The organism is Bradyrhizobium sp. STM 3557 (assembly GCF_045571465.1).
GTDB lineage: Bacteria > Pseudomonadota > Alphaproteobacteria > Rhizobiales > Xanthobacteraceae > Bradyrhizobium.
Genome location: NZ_CP120697.1, coordinates 1659386 through 1680552 on the forward strand (window position 1 = coordinate 1659386; position 21167 = coordinate 1680552).

At 62.4% G+C, this 21167-nt stretch carries 20 protein-coding genes and 1 pseudogene; 14 read left to right on the plus strand and 7 right to left on the minus strand.

Features of this window, described 5'->3' with window-relative positions; genetic code table 11:
- Positions 1-1245 (minus strand): efflux RND transporter periplasmic adaptor subunit, encoded by a 1245-nt coding sequence (locus P6U24_RS07530; protein WP_407158515.1) that lies wholly within the window; start codon positions 1243-1245, stop codon positions 1-3.
- Complete coding sequence (locus P6U24_RS07535; protein WP_407158516.1) at positions 1242-2759, minus strand: efflux transporter outer membrane subunit; 1518 nt, start codon at positions 2757-2759, stop codon at positions 1242-1244. Before P6U24_RS07535 ends, P6U24_RS07530 begins: the two co-directional genes overlap by 4 nt.
- Before the next feature lie 114 nt (positions 2760-2873).
- On the opposite strand from P6U24_RS07535, the gene P6U24_RS07540 reads away from it, so the two are divergent.
- The 6 genes from P6U24_RS07540 to P6U24_RS07565 all read left to right on the plus strand — a co-directional run bounded on the left by P6U24_RS07540 (position 2874) and on the right by P6U24_RS07565 (position 8029).
- Complete coding sequence (locus P6U24_RS07540; protein WP_407158517.1) at positions 2874-3083, plus strand: hypothetical protein; 210 nt, start codon at positions 2874-2876, stop codon at positions 3081-3083.
- Positions 3084-3171: 88 nt separating this feature from the next.
- Positions 3172-3921, plus strand: coding sequence for a response regulator (locus P6U24_RS07545; protein ID WP_407158518.1), 750 nt, complete (start codon positions 3172-3174; stop codon positions 3919-3921).
- Complete coding sequence (locus P6U24_RS07550) at positions 3921-5294, plus strand: sensor histidine kinase (RefSeq protein ID WP_407158519.1); 1374 nt, start codon at positions 3921-3923, stop codon at positions 5292-5294. The genes P6U24_RS07545 and P6U24_RS07550 overlap by 1 nt, the downstream gene beginning before the upstream one ends.
- Positions 5295-6020: 726 nt before the next feature.
- Complete coding sequence (locus P6U24_RS07555; RefSeq protein ID WP_407158520.1) at positions 6021-6476, plus strand: hypothetical protein; 456 nt, start codon at positions 6021-6023, stop codon at positions 6474-6476.
- Positions 6477-6496: 20 nt separating this feature from the next.
- Positions 6497-7210 carry a hypothetical protein gene (locus P6U24_RS07560; RefSeq protein ID WP_407158521.1) on the plus strand — a complete coding sequence of 238 codons (714 nt, stop codon included), beginning with the start codon at positions 6497-6499 and terminating at the stop codon, positions 7208-7210.
- Positions 7211-7534: 324 nt separating this feature from the next.
- Positions 7535-8029, plus strand: a complete 495-nt coding sequence (locus P6U24_RS07565) for a hypothetical protein (protein ID WP_407158522.1) — start codon at positions 7535-7537, stop codon at positions 8027-8029.
- 585 nt (positions 8030-8614) lie between these two features.
- Here P6U24_RS07565 and P6U24_RS07570 read toward each other — a convergent pair.
- Complete coding sequence (locus tag P6U24_RS07570; RefSeq protein WP_407160381.1) at positions 8615-9202, minus strand: NAD(P)H-dependent oxidoreductase; 588 nt, start codon at positions 9200-9202, stop codon at positions 8615-8617.
- A gap of 396 nt (positions 9203-9598) precedes the next feature.
- Between P6U24_RS07570 and P6U24_RS07575 the strand changes: the two genes are divergently transcribed.
- Complete coding sequence (locus P6U24_RS07575; RefSeq protein ID WP_407158523.1) at positions 9599-9907, plus strand: Rid family hydrolase; 309 nt, start codon at positions 9599-9601, stop codon at positions 9905-9907.
- 404 nt (positions 9908-10311) lie between these two features.
- Here P6U24_RS07575 and P6U24_RS07580 read toward each other — a convergent pair whose 3' ends face one another.
- On the minus strand, positions 10312-11235 hold the full coding sequence (locus tag P6U24_RS07580) for a dienelactone hydrolase family protein (RefSeq protein WP_407158524.1): 924 nt from the start codon (positions 11233-11235) through the stop codon (positions 10312-10314).
- Between the two features lie 81 nt (positions 11236-11316).
- Positions 11317-12252 carry a LysR family transcriptional regulator gene (locus P6U24_RS07585; protein WP_407158525.1) on the minus strand — a complete coding sequence of 312 codons (936 nt, stop codon included), beginning with the start codon at positions 12250-12252 and terminating at the stop codon, positions 11317-11319.
- A gap of 106 nt (positions 12253-12358) precedes the next feature.
- Between P6U24_RS07585 and P6U24_RS07590 the strand changes: the two genes are divergently transcribed.
- Positions 12359-12772, plus strand: coding sequence for a hypothetical protein (locus P6U24_RS07590; protein ID WP_407158526.1), 414 nt, complete (start codon positions 12359-12361; stop codon positions 12770-12772).
- Positions 12773-12958: 186 nt separating this feature from the next.
- On the opposite strand, the gene P6U24_RS07595 is transcribed toward P6U24_RS07590, so the two are convergent.
- Positions 12959-13606, minus strand: a complete 648-nt coding sequence (locus tag P6U24_RS07595; protein WP_407160382.1) for a GntR family transcriptional regulator — start codon at positions 13604-13606, stop codon at positions 12959-12961.
- Positions 13607-13708: 102 nt separating this feature from the next.
- Positions 13709-13885, minus strand: a pseudogene (locus tag P6U24_RS07600) (hypothetical protein); the annotation flags it as partial.
- A 161-nt stretch (positions 13886-14046) separates the two neighbouring features.
- Here P6U24_RS07600 and P6U24_RS07605 point away from each other — a divergent pair.
- The 6 genes from P6U24_RS07605 to P6U24_RS07630 all read left to right on the plus strand — a co-directional run bounded on the left by P6U24_RS07605 (position 14047) and on the right by P6U24_RS07630 (position 21162).
- Complete coding sequence (locus tag P6U24_RS07605; protein ID WP_407158527.1) at positions 14047-15468, plus strand: MFS transporter; 1422 nt, start codon at positions 14047-14049, stop codon at positions 15466-15468.
- 9 nt (positions 15469-15477) lie between these two features.
- Positions 15478-16659: a lactonase family protein gene (locus tag P6U24_RS07610; protein ID WP_407158528.1), complete on the plus strand. Its 1182-nt coding sequence runs from the start codon at positions 15478-15480 to the stop codon at positions 16657-16659.
- A gap of 41 nt (positions 16660-16700) precedes the next feature.
- Positions 16701-17615 (plus strand): NAD(P)-dependent oxidoreductase, encoded by a 915-nt coding sequence (locus tag P6U24_RS07615; protein WP_407158529.1) that lies wholly within the window; start codon positions 16701-16703, stop codon positions 17613-17615.
- Positions 17615-19309, plus strand: a complete 1695-nt coding sequence (locus P6U24_RS07620; RefSeq protein ID WP_407158530.1) for an IlvD/Edd family dehydratase — start codon at positions 17615-17617, stop codon at positions 19307-19309. Before P6U24_RS07615 ends, P6U24_RS07620 begins: the two co-directional genes overlap by 1 nt.
- A 74-nt stretch (positions 19310-19383) precedes the next feature.
- Complete coding sequence (locus tag P6U24_RS07625; protein ID WP_407158531.1) at positions 19384-20091, plus strand: hydratase; 708 nt, start codon at positions 19384-19386, stop codon at positions 20089-20091.
- A gap of 9 nt (positions 20092-20100) precedes the next feature.
- Complete coding sequence (locus tag P6U24_RS07630) at positions 20101-21162, plus strand: Ldh family oxidoreductase (protein WP_407158532.1); 1062 nt, start codon at positions 20101-20103, stop codon at positions 21160-21162.
- Positions 21163-21167: the final 5 nt, after the last annotated feature.

A 21167-nucleotide genomic window follows, 5' to 3' on the forward strand; every position in this document is an offset into this window, starting at 1 on the left:
TCAGGCTCCCTGCGGCGGCGGCCCGAACGACGACTTGGCCGCATCGTTCACCTTCTTGGTGCCGAGGACGACACGCTCGCCGGCCGCGAGTCCTTCACGGATCTCCGCGCTGACCTTGTTGTTGATACCGACCTTGACGGTGCGCGCTACGACGCTGCCCGCCGGATCGACCACTTTCACCGTATAGGCGTCGGCGCCGGCGACAGCCGTCAGTGCCGCGGAGGGAATCGTCACGACGTTCGTCGCCTCGTCGAGCACGATGTGCACTTCCGCGGTCATGTAGGTGCGTAGCCGGCTGTCGTCGTTCGGCACGTTGAAGACGCCGTTGTAGTAGATCGCCGAGGAGGAGGATGAAGAGGCCGAGGACGACGGGCTGCTCGACGTTGTCGTCGTGGTCGTGGTGAAACTGCTGTCGGTCTTGATCGATTCCGGCGCCGGCTCGATCGAGGCGAGCGTGGCTTCGTAGCGGCGGTTGGGGTCGCCGAGGATCGTGAAATACACCTTCTGGCCGGGCCTGCAATGCACGACGTCGGCCTCGGAGATCTCGGCCCGCACTGTCATGGTCGCGAGTTGACCCAGAACCACGATGGTCGGCGCGGACTGCACGGCGTTGACCGTCTGGCCTTCCTGGGTCACGACCGACAGCACCGTGCCGTCGATAGGTGCGCTGATCCTGGTGTAGCCGAGATTGATGCGAGCGGTTTCGACGGCGACCTCGGCCTCGACGATCTGGGCGTCGAGCTGGGCGATCTGCGCCTTGGTGGTCTTGACCGTCGCCTCGGCCGAATCATAGTCGGCGCGCGATGATGCCTTTTGTGCCAGAGTGGTTTGCTGGCGCGCGAAATTGGCCTCCGCCAGCGCCAGGCTCGCTACCTTCTCCTCGCGTTGCGCGCGAGTGTTCTGCAGCGCCGCCTCGTTGGTGCGCAGCGTGTTCTGCTGCGTCAGCGAATCGATCTCGGCGATGAGATCGCCCGCCTTGACCTTCTGGCCGAGTGCCACCTTGAGCGAGAGCACGCGGCCCGAGACCTGCGCGCCGATCGCGGTCAGCCGGACCGGCTTCAGCGTACCGGTCGCAAGCACCGTGCGCTCGATGTCGCCGACAGCCGCGGTCGTCGTGACCAGATTGTCGTTCGATCTTGCCAGCCAGTTCGACTTCGTCCACCAGCCGGCGGCGACCACCGTCAGCGCGGCGACCACCACCACCAGCCACCGCCCGTGCCGTGCTTTCTTCTTGATCTCGCTCATTCGGACACCGGTCCTTTCATCGGATGCGGACCGGTATTGGCATCGACGATCTCAGGCCGCGAGCTGTCGAGGTCGCCGTCCCAGCTGCCGCCGAGCGCTTTCGCCAGCGCGACATAATCCTTGGCGACACTGACCCGGCTTTGCAGCATGCTGTCCTCGGCGGAGAATTGCGAACGCTCGGCATCGAGCACGTCGAGGAAACTGGAGGAGCCGGTCTCATAGAGCGCACGCGAGAGTTGCGCCGCCTCACCGTAGCGTCGTGCGGATTCATCGAGATTGCGGATGCGGATGCGCTCCTGGGCGAGCGAGACGGTCGCATTCTCGACGTCCTCCAGCGCCGACAGCACCGCACTGCGCCAAGCGACATAGTACTGGTCGCGTTGCGCTTCGGCGATCGCTACTGCGGCGCGCAGCTTGCCGCCATTGAAGATCGGCACGCTGACGCTCGGGCCGACCGACCAGCCGATCGTCGAACTCTTGCCGAGATTGCCGAGCTTCAGCGCGGTGGTGCTGATCGATCCGGTCAGGCTGACATCGGGATAGAGCGCAGCCTCCGCCTGGCCGATCTTCGCGGTATATTGCGCGAGCTGCCGCTCCGCCTTGCGCACATCGGGCCGCATGGTCAGCACGTCGGCCGGAATGCCTTTCGGCAGCGGCCATCGCGGCGAGGGGATCGGCATTGCTCGGGCGAGCCGCGACGCCACTGCGCCCGGCTCGCGCCCGAGCAGCACGCCCAGCCGATGCACCGATCTCTGGTAAGAGGACTCGTGGGCCGGAATGCTCGCCTCGGTGCTGGCGGCGAGCGCCACGGCTTTCGCGGCATCAACGGATGAGGCCGTGCCGGCATTGGCCTTGCGTTCGGTGAGCTCGGCGGTGGCGCGCTGCGAGGCTGCGGTTCGCCGGGCCAGCGCCGCGCGCGCCTGATAGCCGCGGGCATCAATATAATAAGAGGCGATGTCGCCGATTAGGGTGAGCAGTGTTGCGCGCAGATCATCCTCGCTGGCATCCACGCCATAAATCGCAGCCTCGACGGCGCGTCGATTAGTGCTGAACAGGTCGAGCTCCCAGCTGGAATCGAAGCCCGCCTGGAATTGATTGTAACTGACGGCGCCGCCCCCGCTGCCATCGCTGATGTCGCTGGCGGCGGTTCCGCTCACCGCGGTGCTAGTGCGGTTCGCTGTGGCCGAGCCGGATCCGGTGATTTGCGGAAACAGCGCGCCGACCGCCTGCCGGTAGGAGGCGCGCGCCTCGCGGATGCGGGCCTTGGCGGCCGCGACGTCGAGATTGCCGGCGACCGCCTCCTCGATCAGCTGGTCCAGCACCGGATCGTTCAGCCTGCGCCACCAGCGCGTCAGCACGGGCGGCCTCGGTGTGGTGACTGTGCTCCCGCCCCGCCAATGTGCCGGCAACGCCATCGATGGTTTTAGATAGTCCGGCCCCACCGCGCAGCCGGCGAGTTCCACTGCGAGCGCGAGTGTCGCCAGAGTTCGGACCTGCCATGCAGGATACCACATGATCGGCAGCAGCGGCGCTATCGGTCAACCGGCGCGGACGCGCCCCTGGTTTTTCGCGCGATGGCACCTGCGAGAACGGATGCGAAGGCACCTGTGACAGCGGTAGCCTCGGGTATGAAGGCGGTTTTGAAAGCAGATAGGGGCGTCATTGTTTTTTCGACTCGCCGAGAGCAAGCGCAGCAGGTTTCCGATGCCGCCGAGCTCGCCGGCGAAGTGTCGAAGACGGTGCCGCCCTTTGATCAATTGCTGCTGCAAGATATGAGGGGGGGCGCACGCTTTGGGTTAAGAGATATTAAGAGACTTATGGGCAGCGTTGCCGGCTGAGCCGTTTGCCCAGACTTCACCGTTCCTCTTAATAAAACGAAACATTTGGGGGCTGCTGTCAGGCGACCCCTTGGCGTACAATACGCGCATGCAAGTCTCAGAACCGAGCCAAGTTCCGTACCCACACACCAGACCGCGCATCCTGTGCGTCGAGGACGATGCAGAAATTGCGCAGATGATGGGTGAGATCCTGGAGGAGAATGGGTTTGCCGCGTCGTTCGTCGGCTCAGCGGCGGATATGGACAGTGAGCTCCACCGCGGGGAATTCGCCCTTGTGGTGCTCGACGTCATGCTGCCGGACGAGGATGGACTGTCCATCTGCCGACGCCTGCGAAGGCAGTCGTCGATCCCGATCATCGTCGTGACCGCGCGCGCCGAGACCGTCGACCGGGTCGTTGGGCTCGAGCTAGGAGCCGACGATTACGTCACCAAACCGTTTAATTCGCGCGAGCTGATCGCACGCATCCGCGCCTTGCTGCGGCGCGCCGCCAGCGAACCCTCACTCCGCCGGCAGCGGTCTCGTCCGCTTACCTTTGCTGGCTGGCGCATCGATCCCACCACGCGCGAGCTACACGATCCAACCGGCCTGAAGATCGCATTGACCAGTGTCGAATTCGATCTCCTGCTGGCGCTTTGCTGTCACGCGGGGGAGGTCCTTTCCCGCGAGCAGCTCATGGAGATCGTCCATGGTGGCTCCGCCGGATCGGTCGAGCGCAGCATCGACGTTCACATCAGCCGTATTCGTCAAAAGATCGAGCCTGATCCGAGGGAGCGTTCGATGATCAAGACCGTGCGGCTCGGCGGCTACCTATTCACGCCTACAGTGGAACAAGCTTGATGACTTTCCTTAGCCGGCTCGTGCCAAGGAGTATCACGGCGCAAATCACCAGCATCGTCGCGATTTCCGTGCTGTTCGGCGTTGCGTTACTCGCCACGATCATGTTGGTGATGTTCGGGCCGCCGCCGGATGACGGTAAAGGCACGCTTGCCCATGTTGCCGAAATCACGGCCCTCATGCGCGCAGCGACGACGTCGGCAGAAGCAGCGGCAATCCTGTCAGCGGCGCAGCAGGGTGATCCTGAACTTAGACGTGTCGCCATTAGCAACCTGAGGTCGGACGCCGGCGAGCGTCCACCGCTGGGATCTCGCCTCGCCGTGCGCCAGCTCGCCAACCGTCCAGGTATCGAGGTGCTAAGCAGCCTGCGCGATCCGGCGGGGCCGAAGTCTCAGATCATCACTCGCCTCGACGACCGCGACGCGCTGGTCTTTAGTGCGGCGGTCGAATGGCGTCTTTGGCCGATCCTGCTGACCCCGACTGCGTTGATCATCGTCATCGTCACGGTTTCAATGGTGTTGTTGTCGTTCTATGCCGTGCGCTGGGTGATCGCGCCGCTCGCTGCGGTGGCTAATGCCGCAGAATCGTTCGGGCGTTCGCCGCAGGATTCGGCGGCGCTGGGACGGACCGGCCCGCACGAGATCACTCAGGTCACGGATGCGCTCAATGAGATGCGCGCTCGGATTCGGGCGTTGCTCGAGGATCGCACCCGCATGCTCGCCGCGATCAGCCACGATCTGAGGACGCCATTGACCCGGCTGCGGTTGCGCACCGAACGGGTGACGGATGCCAGCCTGCAGATGGCAATGCTTGGAGATATCGTCAAGATCAGCCACATGTTGGACGAGACGCTGGAGTTTTTGCGCGATGATGCGCGCTCCGAAGCCGCAACCCGGATCGACCTGCCGAGTTTTCTGCAGACCGTCTGTTCGGACTTCTCCGACATGGGCCACGCCGTGTCCTACGAGGGGCCGGATCGGCTACCCTATGCCTGTCGTCCCCGGGCGCTGTCTCGTGCCGTAACGAACATCGTCGAGAACGCGATCAAACACGGTAGCAACGAGGTCATTGTCAGGCTGACCAGCCTGGCACTCGACGAGATCGAGATCGAGATCTCCGACAATGGCCCGGGTATTCCAGCCGCGCTTCGCGATCAGGTGTTTGAGCCATTCTTCAAGGCCGACGCCGCGCGTCGCGCGGACAATGGTGGCAACGGCTTCGGTCTCGGCTTGTCGATTGCGCGCGACATCATCAAACGGCACGGCGGCCGCATCGAGATGAAGCCGGGTGAGCCTACAGGACTACGGGTCGTGATGGCTATGCCAATTCAGAGGGGGATGCCTGAGATCGCTCCGGAACGCCGTCGCGCGAGCTAAACGAGGCCTTCCGAGCTTTTCTTACCTGCTAGCGTCCGTGCGGCCCGCCATCGAGAAAATCGAACGATATGCCTCAAGAATCAAAGATCGAAATCTTACACAGGATCCTCGAACGTAACTGGTGCATTTTAAGAATGGAAACATCGAAGCCGATCGACGCCATCGGTAACGTCCGATCTCTGTTCAATGCGCTCCTATCGATTGTCGCAACCGGCTAGCACCATTCTGCCGACTCGCGCGGTTGGACTGTCATAGCAGTGCGGCGGCCAAGCGATTGCGGAGGCGAGGCAGGCGAGAACGACCAGCGCCGGGATCTTTGCGCAATCGCTCCTTCGAATTTTTGACGGCATTAGAATCTCCAGCATCCGACAGTCGTAATAGCGGAGGCTGCCAGCATAGTTCGGGTACAAGAATCCGTTCGCAGACGGTACTTTCGAGGAGATCTCGTTTCCGAGTTTAAGTTCTTGATTTATTGTGTGAGCGGAGTCGATTTGAATTTTGGAGTCTCCGTAGCTTGGGTGAGGTCGCCAATAGACCGCGGGTGTATTCCAAAAGCTTCGAAAATAGTTCATTTGTGGTCAGAAGCCCCTCCAACTCCCGGCCTGGATCATATTGGCTTAATAAGATGGTCTGGCTTTGCAGATCCGTCCAATAGACGACGTCCTGCGCAGCAAGGGCATGGTCCTCCGGCAACTTTAACAAAAAGAGCAACGGGGAGAGGGGCACGTGTCGCCGGTCAATTCGTTGGGCTCAAAATTATCCCTAGCGACAGGGCATATCGCGGGAATGATCGATCAGCCGGCGCTGCCAGTCTGGGTCGGCACCCTGATCGCAGATTACGCGTTCGCGCCGGCGCAGGCGGGCGGCCTTGCGACGCTGTTTCTGCTGGGGGTCGTGATCTCCAGTGTGGTGCTGTCGCCATTTTTCCATCGGCTTCCCGGCCGCTGGATGCCGTCACTCGGGTTCGGCGTCAGCGCGCTATCGTTCTATGCTATGATCGGATGCGGCGACTTTGCTTCGCTCGCCGCCGGCCATTTTGTTGCGGGCTTCGCGACCGGCCTTGCCCGCTCGTTTACCCACGGGACCATGGGGCGCACCAATAATCCGCATCGTATCTTTGCCATGGGTGGTGCGGGGCTTGGTATCTTCGCCGTGTATTCCTGGGAGGAGCGCCGGCGCTGATCGCCAAATTCGGCCCGGCGATGATCTTCAGGATCTTCGCGCTGACTATGGCGATTGCCTGCGTGGTAGCGACGCTGCTTTTCCCATCGGTGTCGGCCAACGACGACGGCATCAAGGATAGCACCGGGTTCACGAGGCCAGTTTGGCTCGCGATAATCGGCCTCATGGCGATGGCGCTCGTGCAGGCCATCATCTTTTCATTTCTGGAACGCATGGGCGCCCATCGAGGTTTCGCGCCGGGACAGATCCAAGGCGTCTTTGTCGTCATGGGTCTGCTGGCGATCTTGCCGACGCTGTTGGCCGCATTGTTGGAAAAGAGTGTCTCACCGATTACGGTCGGCATCGTTGACGCGCTGGCCCAGGGCATCATCGCCATCATAATCTCGTGCTCGACCGGCGTGCCGTATGCCGCCGCAGTCGCCTTTCCCTTCGTGATGCTGTTCACCCACACTTTCATCTTTGGGCATCTGGCGCAGATCGAGCCGACCGGTCGCCGCGACGCCCGCCATGATCATGTCGGGCTCGGCCATCGCACCGCTGCTCGGAGGCGTGCTGGTGTAGGCGCTGGGCTATCCGGCGCTCGGGATAACGGCTCTGGTGCTCGACCTCGCTGCGCCCGGCTTCTTTGCCGCCTCCCGCAAACCCGTCCCCCGATCTGCGCGAACCCTCAAGTCCAGGTGGCGGCGCTCGTTCTCGACAGTCAGTACGCATCCGGCTGTGCATCCGGGATATGAGACCGATACGATCCGGCGGGGTATTTAGGACAACTACATCATCGATGCCGAGGGCCCTGGCGCTTGCCCGAATAATACCAAAGCAAGTCTTCGAGCCTGAGCGCAATGGCGGCTCGGAAAGTCGCATTCTGAAGCCTCTGGGTTCGCCAACGCCAATGTTCGCCGGTGGCTAAGAGCCGCCGGGGTATTTCTTGTTGCCAGCTGTTGCTCTTCTCTTGAGAGCCACCATCAGAAAGATATCGAACATCGTTCCGTCCGACACGTCTGCGTACTCACAGCGGAGCGGAACGGCCCGCGTTGTGAACCTGATTTGAGGAGCGTAAATTGCCTGCACGGATCGCACCCGACAAGAAAAAGCTTTGCCTGATCCTCGTCGCGTGCCTTTGTCTCGCGTCCACGGACGGATGGGCGATGCTCGATGATTTGGCCGGGACATGGTCCGGGACAGGTTGGATGAAGCCTTCGGACGGTGCAAAGGAGCGAATTCGTTGCAGAGCAAGCTACGTCGTCAAGAGGCCGGCGAAATCGATGACCTTCGACCTCAAATGCGCGAGCGAGGCTTACAAGATGCTCTTCTCGGCCGAAATCGAGCAGGATGGCACTTCGATTTCAGGCAACTGGTTCGAAAGCGAGTATCGTCAGGGCGGCAAGATCTACGGCACCAGCTCGGAAGGGCTCATTGAGGCGAGGGTGGAAGGCAATACCGTGGCTGCGCTCGTCGAGATTCGAACAAAGGCCAACCATCAGTCGTTCGCATTGGAAGCCCCCGGTGCCTGGGCTTCCGAAGTTGTGGTGGAACTGGATCGCGAAGGCAAGTGACACTCCTCGACGGTTCGGGGTGGTTCGATTGCCTCTCGCCTGCGGCGTGGGAGTGAAGATTTCAAATCGGTCGAGATAGCCGCGGAGCCCGGCTCGTCCAGCGATCGCGTGATCCTCAGCTTCGTCCCTCGTCGACATCTTCGTTGCTGAACGCCATGTTGTGCAAATGATCAGCCATCAGCAAGGGGCCGCTGCGACTTTTCACGCCGCGTGGCCGGAAGGCGATGATGATGCGCTGTCGATTTCCTACACACGGTCTTCCTTTAGTGTGACCACACAGTTGCAGTTCGCTTCTGATCCTCTCAACGGCTTCATTTTTGTTTCATTGATTTCCACCCCGCCAGATGAGCCGAACCGATCCGTAAAACCTGATCGCGAGAGCCGGGTTTCGGCTGCGTCTAAGTTATATAGCAATTTCCATCACATACGAGTTCGCAGGTTTATTCTGAGTGGCGCGCCACGGCCGATGAAGATGGGACTATTCTTTCGCCGTAGCGCTATGAGGCGGTGGCCTGTCTTGCGCTGCAATCGGCAAGCCTGCGACGGCCTGCGATCTTGCGTTACACCTGTTGTCTTGCGAACTGCCTATAGACGTTGAAGCGTCTTCCTGACGCGAGCCATCGCAGCGTCGACAGATTGCGAAGAGAGTCTTTCGGTCTTGTAAAATGAAAGGAAGGTGAGCGAGGCCTGGGGCGCGCAGGTACGCAATATGGCTGTCTTGAGAACGCGCCGCACGGGTTGTCGGAGGACCAGCCAGTCGACCCACCAAGGTGAACCCAAAGTTGTTACTGCGACGACTTTTTTCAATCGGCGGAGCCGAGGCTGTATGGCGCTAAGATCGGCTGCGTGATCGTATGCGACACTAGGTGCCCAGACCCTGTCGAACCAGCCTTTCAAAATGGCTGGCGGGCCAAACCACCACGTGGGAAAAACCAAGACTATGGCCTCGGCCCAGAGAAGGTCCTCAATCTCTTTAGATACCTTGGTGGCGTCGAAGGCGGAATAGTAGCTCGCTCGTTCCCGCGGCGTGAGAGCCGGGGAAAAGTCGGACCGATATAAATCAACGTGCCGGCATTCGTGCTTTGCTTCCATCAAGGTGGCAACTGCCGCATCCGCAAGCGTTCGGCAAAGGGACATATTGAGCGGGTGGGCCGTCACTATCAGACATCGCATGGAAGACCAGAGACTCCCGTCCTGCCTGCCTTCAAAGGCCTGCACCTCGTCAAAACAACGTAGCGACAATCACTCTGAATCTCAACGAGTTACGACTGCCGTTGGCAGCCTTGTGGATCAGCGCGCCACGGCCGATGAACATGGACGCTACGTCTGTGCGATTGTGCTATGAGGCGATGCGCCGTTGCGCCCAAGGGCGCGGGGCAGCCGTCACAGTTCGCCTGACCGTCTCCGTCGGCTCAAGGAGCACGCGGTTTCTACATGACGTCTTCGATACGCCTCAGCTACGATGTCGGGTACCCACCGAGGAATGCAGGAGACCTCGCTTGTTAAGGCAGAACGTCTCGTCCGGTTACGCCTTTGAAGACGCCTACGGATACTCGCGAGCCGTCCGCGTTGGAAACCAAGTCTTCGTTTCCGGTACAACGGCCCGCCCACCGGAACTGGGCGGCGATGGCTATGTGGCAGGCCAAGGCCGCACTAGCGATTATAGCCGGCACATTGGCCAAGACCGGCGCGGGTATGCAGCACGTCGTTCGTACAGCGGTGTACGTTATCGACATGGCTGACATCCAGCATATTGCCCGCGCTCATTCTGAAGCATTCGATCAGGTCCGCCCTGTAAGTACGCTCGTCCAGGTCGGCGCCCTCACGCCGGCCTCCGCACGGGTCGAGATCGAAGCAACGGCGATCATCTACGACTGACCTGCCAGCCCGCCTTGCCGATAGGGCCTGCTGGAGCGAGCGCGCCGCGCATTACGTGTGCGGCGGAGAGGGAGAATAAGACGGACACGGGTTTCCGTTCGGTGTCGGGGGTGTGGGCCTGATCACGGCGGAGCTGCGTCCGGCCACAGAGCAATCGCGCAGGAATGCCTGCAGGAGGCCGGTCTCGAGTGCTCTGGCGTAGAATGGCGCGCCACTATGACTTACCGGTGAACTCGTTATGCAACCAGCCTGGGAATTTCCCGCTCAATCAATCGCAAGAATCGGGTGTTGCGCCTCCCCGCAACCAAATAAACCTCTGATTTCGAGGTTTTTGAGAGCCGCCCTTCGGGGCGGCTTTCTTGCTTTGGGCTGTGTCGCTAACGAAATCAACGAGGCGGGTCCCCTCATTCCGGAGCCAGCCGAACCTCGACCCCTGTCACGAACTTCTTCGTTCTGATCGCGGACATGACTGTCTGCATCATGTCCTTCTCCGCGCCTGGGTTGTAGCTGAGATGCCACCCCATGGACTCGTGCGCGGGTGCATTCACAGGGAAGCCGTGGTTGGCACCCTGGTATTCGATCATCCGCACGGGGACTGACCGCTTCTGCTTCGCCAGTTCGTGACACCACTTGGGGCTGTTTGCGTCGTCTTGGTCGCCCATAAAGATGATGATCGGTCGCGTATACATGGCGGAGTGCTGCAATGACGGACTGCAACCTGGAGCAACTGCGAATGCCGCAGCAAAGGCACGTGGATGGTCTGCTTCCTGTGTCGTCACCGATACCAGCGCTGTTGTGCCTCCGTTACTGTAACCCATGATATAGATGTCATCGGCCTTGGTGAGCTTCTGATCGATCAGGTAGTCGAGTGCGGAGTAGGCATCGTCGGCACGACGGCGGCCCCAGTGCAGATCAGCGAGGCCGCAAGTACGATCCACATAGCGCGTGGTGAAGCTATCGAGCACCAGCACGCCGACGCCTTGTGAATTGAGCACATCGGCGACATGCTGCGTCCACTCGTTTGTCAGTGTCGATAGCCCGTCGCAGCCATGCAACAGAATGACGAACGGCACCGAACCCTTGGCGTCCCCAGGCGAGTAGATGAACCCATTCAACTCGCCATCCTTTTGCACTTCGCCGAACTCCTCCGGCGCACCGTTCTTGAAGTTTTTCGAGAAGCCAGAGTCGTAGGGATTATCTTTCGACCAGTGCCTGTCGCTGTTGTGGGGGTAGTCCCCCTTCCACTTGATCCTGACTTCGGTAGGCTTGGTCTCGGCCAGCGCCACCGTGGAGAACAGAAAAACGAATGCAGCAAACAGAATACGCATTTCCGACCTCGAATGCTTGCGACTGCTGCGTCCGCGCTGGTCCTACACGCCGACCGCGGAGCCTTGCTGATAGCCGACGCTTCATCCCGCCTTGTCGCTGAACGCGGCGGGAAGTGTGGCGAGGAACGACATGACGCGCTGCGTGCGCAGGGGCGGGCGGCGGTTGGAGGTGCGCAGCATCCATAGGGGCTCCGCCGGCGCGCGCCAGGGCGCAAGCACTTCGACGAGCCGGCCGGTGCGCAGATCTTCATGGACGAGCCACGCCGGCCCCCAGCCGATGCCGAACCCATTCACAATCAAAGCAAGAGAGGCGTGCGCGTCGTCGCAAATGTGCTTGGGCTTGGGCGCGACGCGAACGGGCCCTTTGCCGCGCGGGTCGGCGAAGCGCCAGGTCAGGATCTGGCCGCTCGCGGGATTGCGGAAGCCGACGTGGTCATGCGCGGAAAGCTCGTCAGGAGTCGCCGGCGCGCCGCGGGCGTTCAGATAGGCGGGCGAGGCGCAAGCGATCCAGGAGAACGTGCACAGCCGCCGCGCCTGATGGCCAGGTACGCGGTCGAGGGGGCCCGAGCGGATCGCGACGTCGACGCCTTCCGCCGCGAGATCGAGAATCTCGTTACGGAATTTGATCTCGATCTCGATTTCCGGCCGCTCCCGCAGGAACGCGGGCAGTCGCGGCAGAATGCAGGCGCGCGCGAACGAGGCCGGGGCGGTCACGCGCACCCGTCCGCCATCGTCGCGCGCGGCCTCGCCGAGCGCGGATTGGACACGGGCGAGACTTTCGGCCAGCGCGCGTCCCGCCGCCATCAGCCGGTCGCCCTCTTCGGTCAGCGCCAGCGAATGGGTGGAGCGATGCAAAAGCCGCATTCCGCGCGCCTGTTCGAGGCGGGCGACCGCCTTGGACATCGCCGAGGTGGTCGTCCCCGCCCGCCGCGCGGCTTCGGCGAAGGAGCCCGCCTCGACGACGCGGACAAAGGCGAGGAGACGCGAGAGGTCGGGAGGCAAGGCCGTTGTGGACATTCAGTCCACATAGTCATGGCCGCGCGGTCGCTACAAGAGCCGTTCCCGAGGGGCTAATGGAGAGCGTCAGCGCGCAATCCGCGCCGCTAGAACCGCAGGAAGTCCCATGAACCCCATCGAAATCACCCTGCAAGCCCTCGACGCCGCCGAGCGCGCGATTCCCCCCGGCCAGCCGGTCTATATGCTCAATCTGCTGCGCTACCGCGCGGTTGCGCGTTACGAGGACGGCTTCGACGCCGCCCCCTGTTCGGGACGCGAAGCGCTTCATGAACGCTATAGACCCGCATTCCGGCGTCTCGCGGCCGGTAAGCCGCTCGTGCGCATGTTTTCCGGGCCGGTCCTGGCAAGCCTGGTCGGCCCGCAAGGCGAACTTTGGGACGAAGCGGCGATCAACGAATACGGCGATTTCGCCACCTTCCGCTCGATCGTCGACACCGAGATTTACCGGCGCGAAGCCGCCCCGCATCGGCACGCGGCGCTCGAGGATTTCCGGTTGTTCGCGCTCACCAAGGCGATGTGAACGCATCGAGCCGGCGGCCTCTGCATTCGCCTTAATACGAGGGCGGCACACAGCGACTGGATGAACGGAGTGCTGGTACAGGCCGACACCCAGCCTCGCGCGAAACGGTAGACGCCGATTGGCAGAATGCGGCGGGGAATTGCCATCGCTTTCATTCACCCGGAATCGACGGTCTGTTGCAGGACGCTACGGACCGAAAAGCTCCGGCCGCGCCTTCTCCTTCAAAGCTCCGCTGATATGCTTGTCGAGAAGCTTGGCGGCTCGCTCGATCAAACCCTTCTCCAGCATTTCGATGATGGCCAGATGTTCCCCGGTTTGCCGCCACACGCGGTCGCGGTCGAGCGTCTGCCGGTACTCGATCAGGCGACGCAATTCGTTCTGTCGCGCGACGGTCTGGGCCAGGAATCTGTTGCCTGACATGAGGGCAAGTGCCTCGTGGAAGTCGCTGTTTGACTTGAACAGCTCGACCTGGCCGAGCGTTTTGTACCCCGCGCTGTGAAGAAATTCCTGGCGCTTGCGTTGCTCCGACAGGACGGCGGGATCGAGCTTGAAGCTCGGCGACCGCAAGCCCTGAGGCTCCAGGAAGCGCCGCAGTTCGTAACTCTCGCGATAGGCCTCGACCGAATCGATCATGGGCAGGAACGCCCAACCGTGTCCGGTACGCCGCTGCATCCAGCCTTCGTTGACGATCCGCGACAGGATGCGGCGGAGGGTGTGCCGCGGAACGTCGTAGCGGCGCATCAAGTCCGCCTCCGTCACGGAGTCCCCGAGCTTCCCGTGCAAGCGATCTTCCGCGAGCTTCAGATAGAGCTGCTCGGTGTCGGCCGGCGGCAAGGGCTCCGCGGCCTTCCCCGCACGCGGCTCGGTTCTCGTCAGAAAGAAGCCCTGATGAGGCCGACGCTCGAGATACCCGGCCGAGGCGAGATAGCCCAGGGCGCCCCTGATGGGGCCGCGGGATGTTCCGACCACCTTGGCGAGTGAAGTCTCGGTCAAGTGTGTGCCGACCGGAAGGTGCTCCATACGAATGTGCGTCAGGATACGCTGCGCTATCTCCCGATGAAGCGCGTTGGCCAATCCGGGCGCCCTCTCCAATAAATCAGTCGACTGTTTCATTGCGAATACGAGCTGTGCGGTCCGATGTCGCGCCTCCGACGGCTCTGGCTCTAACAAAGATCTGTCCGCCTGTCTGCCGGGAGCAGCTCACGCCACAGTCGGACGACGGGGACGGGATTGTCATTTGTATTGACGAATGACATTGTCACATTTAGCGATATATGGCAATCGTCGGGCCCGACGCTACGTCTTCGGGGGGACGCCGCAAAGAAAGAAAACCGGGAGGGGAACGTGAAGCTGAAAGCGAACTCGGTCGCAGTTCTGTCAGGGAGGCAGTGATGCAGAAGAAGCGTGTTTGGATTGCGCTGATGCTCTTCTCATTGGCGATGCTGAACTACATCGACCGTGTCACCCTGTCGTTCGCGGCTTCTCCAATCGCCAAGGAGTTGGGTCTTTCCCCGGTCGCGCTCGGCTACCTGTTCTCGTCCTTTCTGTGGACGTACACCATTTTCCTGATACCGATGGGAATGCTCGTCGACAGGTTCGGGGCGAAGCGGGTCGCAGGTTTCGGACTGGCGCTTTGGTCCGCAGCCACTGCGGCGACCGGCATCGCTGGAAGCTTTCCGTCGTTGCTCGCGACACGTCTGGTGATGGGGGCGGGCGAGGCAACTAGCAATCCAGCCGGCGCCCGCGTGATCCGCGAGTGGATTCCGGCGTCCGAGCGCGGCATGACCAATGCGATCTTCAACAGCGGGTCGTACGCCGGCCCGGCCGTCTGCGCGCTGGTGGCAGGCCCCATCATCGCGAGCTTCGGCTGGCCCGCGCTGTTCTTCGCTGCCGGCGGCATCGGATTGGTATGGCTCGCGTGCTGGCTGACCTGGTTCGCGCGTCCGGAGGATGCTACCTGGCTTGGCGAGGAGGAGCGCCAGAAGATCCTCAGTGAACGCGGTGCCAGAAAGGTTGATCTCGATGCGTCGGCGCCGAAGGTCGGTCTCATCGGCCTTCTGCGCAAGGGGCCGACGCTGTGGGGCCTCGCACTCACCCAGGGCTGCAACGTCTACTCGCAGTACCTGTTCCTGACCTGGATGCCGAGCTACCTTCAGGCGACCAAGGGGCTCACGATCGCGAAGACCGGCTTCTACGCTGCCATTCCCTATGCGGTGGCCGTGGTGCTGTGTATCTTCGTCGGGCGGATCAGCGACCAGTTGCTGAAGGGGGACGTCGGCGGCGGAAAGCGGCGCTACATGATCGCGTTTGCGATGCTGCTGGCCGCAGTCATCCTGTTCGCTCCGTTCGTCCAGAACGTCTGGCTCATCCTGGGCTTGATCGCCATCTCGTTGACCGGCATCGCCTCCACGACGTCGTTGAACTTCGCGCTGCTCAATGACCTGCTCAAGCGGCCGCGAGACGTCGGCGTCGCCATGGGCTTCCTCGTCGTCGGCGGAAACGTGTTCGGCCTGCTGGCGCCCATCGTGACCGGCTACGTGGTCGAGAGCACCGGCAATTACGACCGGGCCTTCGTCATCGCCGGCGCGCTGCTCGTCGTCGGCGCCACGTCCATCCTGACGCTCACGCTGCGCCCGTTGGGAGATGATTCCGACGTTCCTGCGATTGCTCCACGGAAGTTGGCGGCGGAGGCCTAGACGTCTCTCATGGATACGATCGATGTCGAACGCCGCAACATCCTGCGGGGAGCATTGTTGATGACGGCAGCTAGTATGGCAACAAGTCTAGCAACGGCCGCGCGCGCCGCGAACGCAGCTCGGTTCGCCCGGTTCGCCTATACGGGTTGCCGGACGACCAAGGAGCGGGGTGCGAGGGGCAAGGGGATCAATGTCTACCGCGTCGATCCCGCGACCGGCGCGTGGACCCACGTGCAGCTCGTGGACAATCTGGTCAACCCGTCGTTCCTGGCCTTCGATCGGGAGCAGCGCTTTCTCTACGCGGTGCACGGCGATTTCAGCGAGATCTCGTCGTTTCGGGTCGATCGGGACAACGGCAGCCTGTCGTTGATCAACCAACAGTCGACCGGGGGCAGGAATCCCGTCCACCTGGTTGCCGATCAGAGCAACCGCTTCATGATCATTGCAAACTACGCGAGCGCTTCGCTCGCCGTGCTTCCGATCCGTCAGGACGGAGGCCTGGACCCGCTGGTGCAGTTGCTGCAATTACCGGGCAACGGAGGGCCGCACAAGGTCGAGCAGACCGGTCCGCATCCCCATCACGTCGTCTACGATCCAGCGGGCCGCTTTCTCGTCGTGCCGGACAAGGGCGTCGACCGCGTGTTCACGCTGGAGTTCGATGCGACAAAGCCGTTCCTGACTTTCGCGGAGCCTGGCTTCGCTGCGACCCGGCCCGGCGCCGGCCCGCGACATGCCTCTCACCACCCGAACCTGCCGTTCGTCTACGTGAACTACGAGCTGGAGTCTTCGCTCAGCGTCAATCGCTACGACCGGGCGACAGGCTCGATCACGCCCATCCAGATCGTGCCGTCGACGCCGGATTCGTTCGTTGGCGCCAATACGTCCGCCGAGGTGGAGGTCGATCCCACCGGACGCTTCGTCTACGTGTCGAACCGCGGCAGCGATCTGATCGGGGTCTTCTCGATCGACCTAGCGTCCGGACGGGTGACGCCGGCAGGCTGGACGTCAAGCGCCGGTCGCGGGCCGCGCTTCATGACCATCGATCCCTGCGGAACGCTGCTCCACGTTGCCAACGAACTGACCGACACGATCGTGACTTTCAACATCGATCCCGAGACCGGCGCGCTCTCGCCGGCGGGACGTGTGATCGAGACGGGCAGCCCGACCTGCATTGCATTCGCGCGTGCATGACGACACGACGCGAATTCACCGAATTGAAGAAGGAACCGCGGATGAAAATAGGCTTTGCCGGCCTCGGGCAAATGGGCCGCCCGATCGCGCTGAACTTGCTGAAATCCGGCGCGACGTTGGCGGTCACGGATCGTTCGCCGAAGTCGTTCGCCGAGTTCGAGAGCAAAGGAGCAGCCACCTCGACGGATCAGTCGACGATCTTCGATGCCGAAATCGTCTTTCTTTGTCTGCCCAACGACACGGCGGTTGAAGAGGTCGTTGCGGGCGAAGGGGGTTTCTTGAGCCGTTGCCGTGCCGGTCAAACCTTGATCGATTTGAGCACGATCACCTACAAGACCAGCATTTCGATCGCCGAGACGCTGGCGTCTCGCGGCGTGCATTTTCTGGATGCGCCGATCTCCGGGATGGAGGCGCGCGCGATCGACGGGACCCTCACGGTCATGTGCGGTGGCGACCGCGCCGTGTTCGACAGGGTGAAGCCTCTCCTGGACCTGATCGGCAACAAGATTCTCTACATGGGTGGTGCCGGCAGCGGTCAACTCGCCAAGCTCATCAATCAGCTTCTGTTCGACGTCAATGCCGCGGCGCTCGCGGAGATCCTGCCCATGTCGAAGAAGATGGGGCTCGATCCCGATCTGGTCGGCGAAGTCGTCAACAGCGGGACCGGCCGGAGCTATGCCTCGGAGTTCTTCATTCCGCGAATTCTCAAAGGACACTTCAGCGATGGCTACCCGATGAAGCACGCCTACAAGGATCTGATCAGCGGCGCTGAACTGGGAGCGAATCTCTCGATCCCGATGCCGGTCTTGGCGGCGGCGACGGCGACCTACCAGATGGCTCTGCTAAAGGGACACGGCGACAAGGACAAGGGCGGGATGGTCACGGTCTTCGAAGAGCTGCTCGGCGTCGGCTACCGAAGTCGGGAAAGCGCGTCGGCACAGTCGGGAGCGAAGTGATGGCGGATCACGGCATAGACAACGGACTTACCAACTATGGCGACAAGGATTTCGCCAGGTTTCTGCGCCGGTCCTTCGCAAGGTCGATGGGACTGTCCCGCGAGATGCTTGCCAAGCCGATCGTCGGCATCGCGGCGACGCCGTCGGGCTTCAACAATTGTCACCGGTATATGCCCGAACTGGTCGAGGCGGTCTCGCGCGGCGTGCTCGCTGCGGGCGCGCTGCCGCGGCCGTTTCCCACCGTCTCGCTCGGAGAGGTGTTCCTCAACCCGACCAGCATGATGTATCGCAACCTCATGGCCATGGATACCGAGGAGATGATCGGTGCCCAGCCGATGGATGCGGTCGTGCTCATCGGCGGCTGCGACAAGACGGTGCCGGCGCAACTGATGGGCGCCGCTTCCGCCAATCTGCCGGCGATCCAACTCGTCACCGGACCCATGATGACAGGACGGCACAAAGGGCAGCGGCTGGGAGCCTGCACCGACTGCCGCGGCTTCTGGGCGAAATATCGCGCCGGCAGCGTCGATAAGAACGAGATCAATGTCGTCGAAGGCAGGCTGTCGGTGACGGCAGGCACCTGTGCCGTCATGGGCACGGCCTCCACCATGGCCTGCATTGCGGAGACCCTGGGCATGTCCTTGCCGGGCACCGCCGCGATCCCTGCGGTGCATGCCGATCGTCTGGTTGCTGCGGAAGAGACCGGCAAGGCCGCCGTGCGCCTGATCCCTACCAAGATATCGCCTCGCGATGTCATCACGCGGAAGTCGATCGAGAACGCCTTTCGCGTTCTGCAGGCGGTCGGCGGTTCGACCAACGCCGTCGTACATCTCACCGCGATCGCTGGACGGCTTGGCATCAAGATTCCGTTGTCACGGTTCAACGAACTCTCAGACGAAACGCCGGTTCTGGTCGATTTGAAGCCGGTCGGCGAAGGCTACATGGAAGACTTCCACGCCGCCGGCGGAATGGGCGCCCTGCTGCGAGAACTGAAGCCGCTGCTTCATTTGGACACGATCGACGTCGAAGGGCGCACGCTTGGGGAACGACTGGAGGAACCGCTCGACTGGGTCAATCCGGCGGTCATCAGGCCGTTCCACGATCCGGTGTCGAAGGACGGCGGCCTCGTTGCGCTGACCGGCAACCTCGCTCCGGACGGCGCGATCTTCAAGCGCGCGGCGGCCACCCCGGCGCTGTTCGAGTCGGAGGGGCGGGCCGTGGTCTTCACCGGTCTCGAAGACCTCAGCAATCGGATCGACGATCCCGATCTGGACGTGCGCCCCGAGGATGTCCTCGTGTTGCAGAACGCGGGACCTCATGCGGCGGGCATGCCGGAAGCCGGGTACCTGCCGATCCCGAAGAAGCTGGCGCAGGCGGGCGTCAAGGACATGATCCGGATTTCGGACGCCCGCATGTCCGGAACGGCGTTCGGTTCGATCGTGCTGCATATCGCGCCGGAGGCCGCCGTCGGCGGTCCGCTTGCCGCCGTGCGCAACGGCGACCGTATCCGGCTGTCGATCGTCAACAAGCGGATCGACCTTCTGGTCGAGGATGCTGAGATCAAGCGGCGCCTGGCGGACCATCGTCCGCCGCCGGTGCCTGCGCGCGGCTACAAGTCATTGTATCGGCGGACGGTGCTGCAGGCGCCCGAAGGCTGTGATTTCGACTTTCTCAGGCTGGGAGCGGATCGATGAGCGCTGCATTCGATCCCGAACCGGCTGCGCGCTTTCTTGCCGACGTCTGGCATGGTTCGCGGCAGATTGCGGAATTGCCGCAAGCGATCCGGCCGGCAAACATCGACCAGGGCTACGATGTTCAAGATCGCTTAGTCGATCTGTTGGGCGTGCCTGTCGTCGGCTGGAAGCTCGGTGTCGGCAGCGCCAAGCTGAAGCAGCAGTCCGGCGTCGGCCGTTCGATAGCCGGTCGGGTTCTTAAGCACCGTCGACACGATCCGGGCGCAACGGTCAAGCTGTCGTTTGCCGCGCCGGTGACCATTGAATTCGAGATCGCCTTCGTCCTCGAGCAGGACATCGACCATCGGTTCGCCGGGGATTTGCGAAGCGCAATCGCTGAAGCCCGCGTGACGTGCGAACTCGTGATGGCGCGTTTCGTTGATCGGCAGTCCGTCGGGTGGCCGAGTTTCGCGGCCGATAACTCCGGCTTTGAGGCGCTGATCGTGGGTGAGCGCATCGACGAACGTCAAATTCCGGAGCTGCTGTCCTCGCTCGTGGTGTCGGTCGACGGCCACGAGAAGGCCCGAGCGGCGAGGGGAGACGACGCGACCGATCCCTACGGCGCTCTGGCCGATCTCGTGTCGATCGCTCGCGAGCGCAAGCTGATCCTTCCGAAGGGGAGCATCATCTCTACCGGCTCGGCTTCGATGCCGTTCGCCGTATCGGCGCCGCAGGGCGAAGTCAGTACCTCGTATCTCGGAAGGAAGCTCGGCTTCTCATTCCAGGCGCCGACGCATACCTGAGCGGAGAATATGCCAATATCCTCGGCCACAAAGATCGATCCGACCCGCCTGCTGACCTTCGCGACTGCCGTCTACGTCGCGGCCGGGATGTCGCAGGAGGAGGCGAATCTATGCGCCGACACGCTGGTGCAGGCGGACCTGTGGGGTCACCAGTCCCACGGCGTGATGCGGCTGTCATGGTATGCGGCGCGTTTGAAGGCGGGCGTGTGCGATCCGAAGGCCAGGCCAGAACTGATCGTCGATGCCGGCGGCCTCGCGCTGATCGACGGCCACGACGGTATGGGCCAGGTGCTCACCGCGCATGCCGCTCGTGAGGCCATCAGACGTGCCAAGGCGCACGGAATCGCCGCGGTCGGCATCCGCAACTCGAACCATTTCGGCACGGCGCTCTATTTCACCCTGATGGCGGCGCGCGAAGGATGCGTGGCCTTCCTTTCCACCAACGCCAGCCCGGCGATGGCGCCGTGGGGCGGCCGGAAGAAGACTGTCGGGACCAATCCGTGGTCCTGGGCCTGTCCGGCGGGATCGCACCCGCCCATGGTGCTCGACATCGCCAACACTGGAGTCGCTCGCGGCAAGATCTATCTGGCGAAGCAGAAAGGACAGTCGATCCCGGAAGGCTGGGCGATTAACGCTGCAGGCGCTCCGACGACCGATCCCGCCGAGGCGATCGAAGGGATCATCCTTCCCATGGCCCAGCACAAGGGATACGCGATCGCGCTGATGATGGACATGCTGTCCGGCGTGCTCACCGGCGGCGGCTTCGGATCAGAGATTGCCGGTCCTTATCAGGCCGAACGGCGCAGCCGGGCCGGGCAGCTCATGATCGCGCTGAACATCGAGGCCATGCAGCCGCTGACCGAGTTCAATGCCCGGATGGAGGAATTGATCTCGCAGATCAAGTCCGTGCCTCTCGCGCAAGGCTTCTCCGAGGTTTTCTATCCGGGCGAGATCGAAGCGCGAAACGAAGCAAGGAACAGAGCGGAAGGTCTGTTCCTTCCAGACGACACCCTTGCCGATCTGAAGAAGGTCGCAGCGAAGTATGGCCTTCTAGAGCACCTGCCGTTCTGAATCCC

What these genes read in the sequence shown, in the direction of transcription:
- P6U24_RS07530 (WP_407158515.1), bottom strand. Translation starts at nt 1,245, where the DNA reads ATGAGCGAGATCAAGAAGAAAGCACGGCACGGGCGGTGGCTGGTGGTG.
- P6U24_RS07535 (WP_407158516.1), bottom strand. Translation starts at nt 2,759, where the DNA reads ATGTGGTATCCTGCATGGCAGGTCCGAACTCTGGCGACACTCGCGCTC.
- P6U24_RS07540 (WP_407158517.1), top strand. Translation starts at nt 2,874, where the DNA reads ATGAAGGCGGTTTTGAAAGCAGATAGGGGCGTCATTGTTTTTTCGACT.
- P6U24_RS07545 (WP_407158518.1), top strand. Translation starts at nt 3,172, where the DNA reads ATGCAAGTCTCAGAACCGAGCCAAGTTCCGTACCCACACACCAGACCG.
- P6U24_RS07550 (WP_407158519.1), top strand. Translation starts at nt 3,921, where the DNA reads ATGACTTTCCTTAGCCGGCTCGTGCCAAGGAGTATCACGGCGCAAATC.
- P6U24_RS07560 (WP_407158521.1), top strand. Translation starts at nt 6,497, where the DNA reads ATGATCTTCAGGATCTTCGCGCTGACTATGGCGATTGCCTGCGTGGTA.
- P6U24_RS07570 (WP_407160381.1), bottom strand. Translation starts at nt 9,202, where the DNA reads ATGCGATGTCTGATAGTGACGGCCCACCCGCTCAATATGTCCCTTTGC.
- P6U24_RS07580 (WP_407158524.1), bottom strand. Translation starts at nt 11,235, where the DNA reads ATGCGTATTCTGTTTGCTGCATTCGTTTTTCTGTTCTCCACGGTGGCG.
- P6U24_RS07585 (WP_407158525.1), bottom strand. Translation starts at nt 12,252, where the DNA reads ATGTCCACAACGGCCTTGCCTCCCGACCTCTCGCGTCTCCTCGCCTTT.
- P6U24_RS07590 (WP_407158526.1), top strand. Translation starts at nt 12,359, where the DNA reads ATGAACCCCATCGAAATCACCCTGCAAGCCCTCGACGCCGCCGAGCGC.
- P6U24_RS07605 (WP_407158527.1), top strand. Translation starts at nt 14,047, where the DNA reads ATGGCAATCGTCGGGCCCGACGCTACGTCTTCGGGGGGACGCCGCAAA.
- P6U24_RS07610 (WP_407158528.1), top strand. Translation starts at nt 15,478, where the DNA reads ATGGATACGATCGATGTCGAACGCCGCAACATCCTGCGGGGAGCATTG.
- P6U24_RS07615 (WP_407158529.1), top strand. Translation starts at nt 16,701, where the DNA reads ATGAAAATAGGCTTTGCCGGCCTCGGGCAAATGGGCCGCCCGATCGCG.
- P6U24_RS07620 (WP_407158530.1), top strand. Translation starts at nt 17,615, where the DNA reads ATGGCGGATCACGGCATAGACAACGGACTTACCAACTATGGCGACAAG.
- P6U24_RS07630 (WP_407158532.1), top strand. Translation starts at nt 20,101, where the DNA reads ATGCCAATATCCTCGGCCACAAAGATCGATCCGACCCGCCTGCTGACC.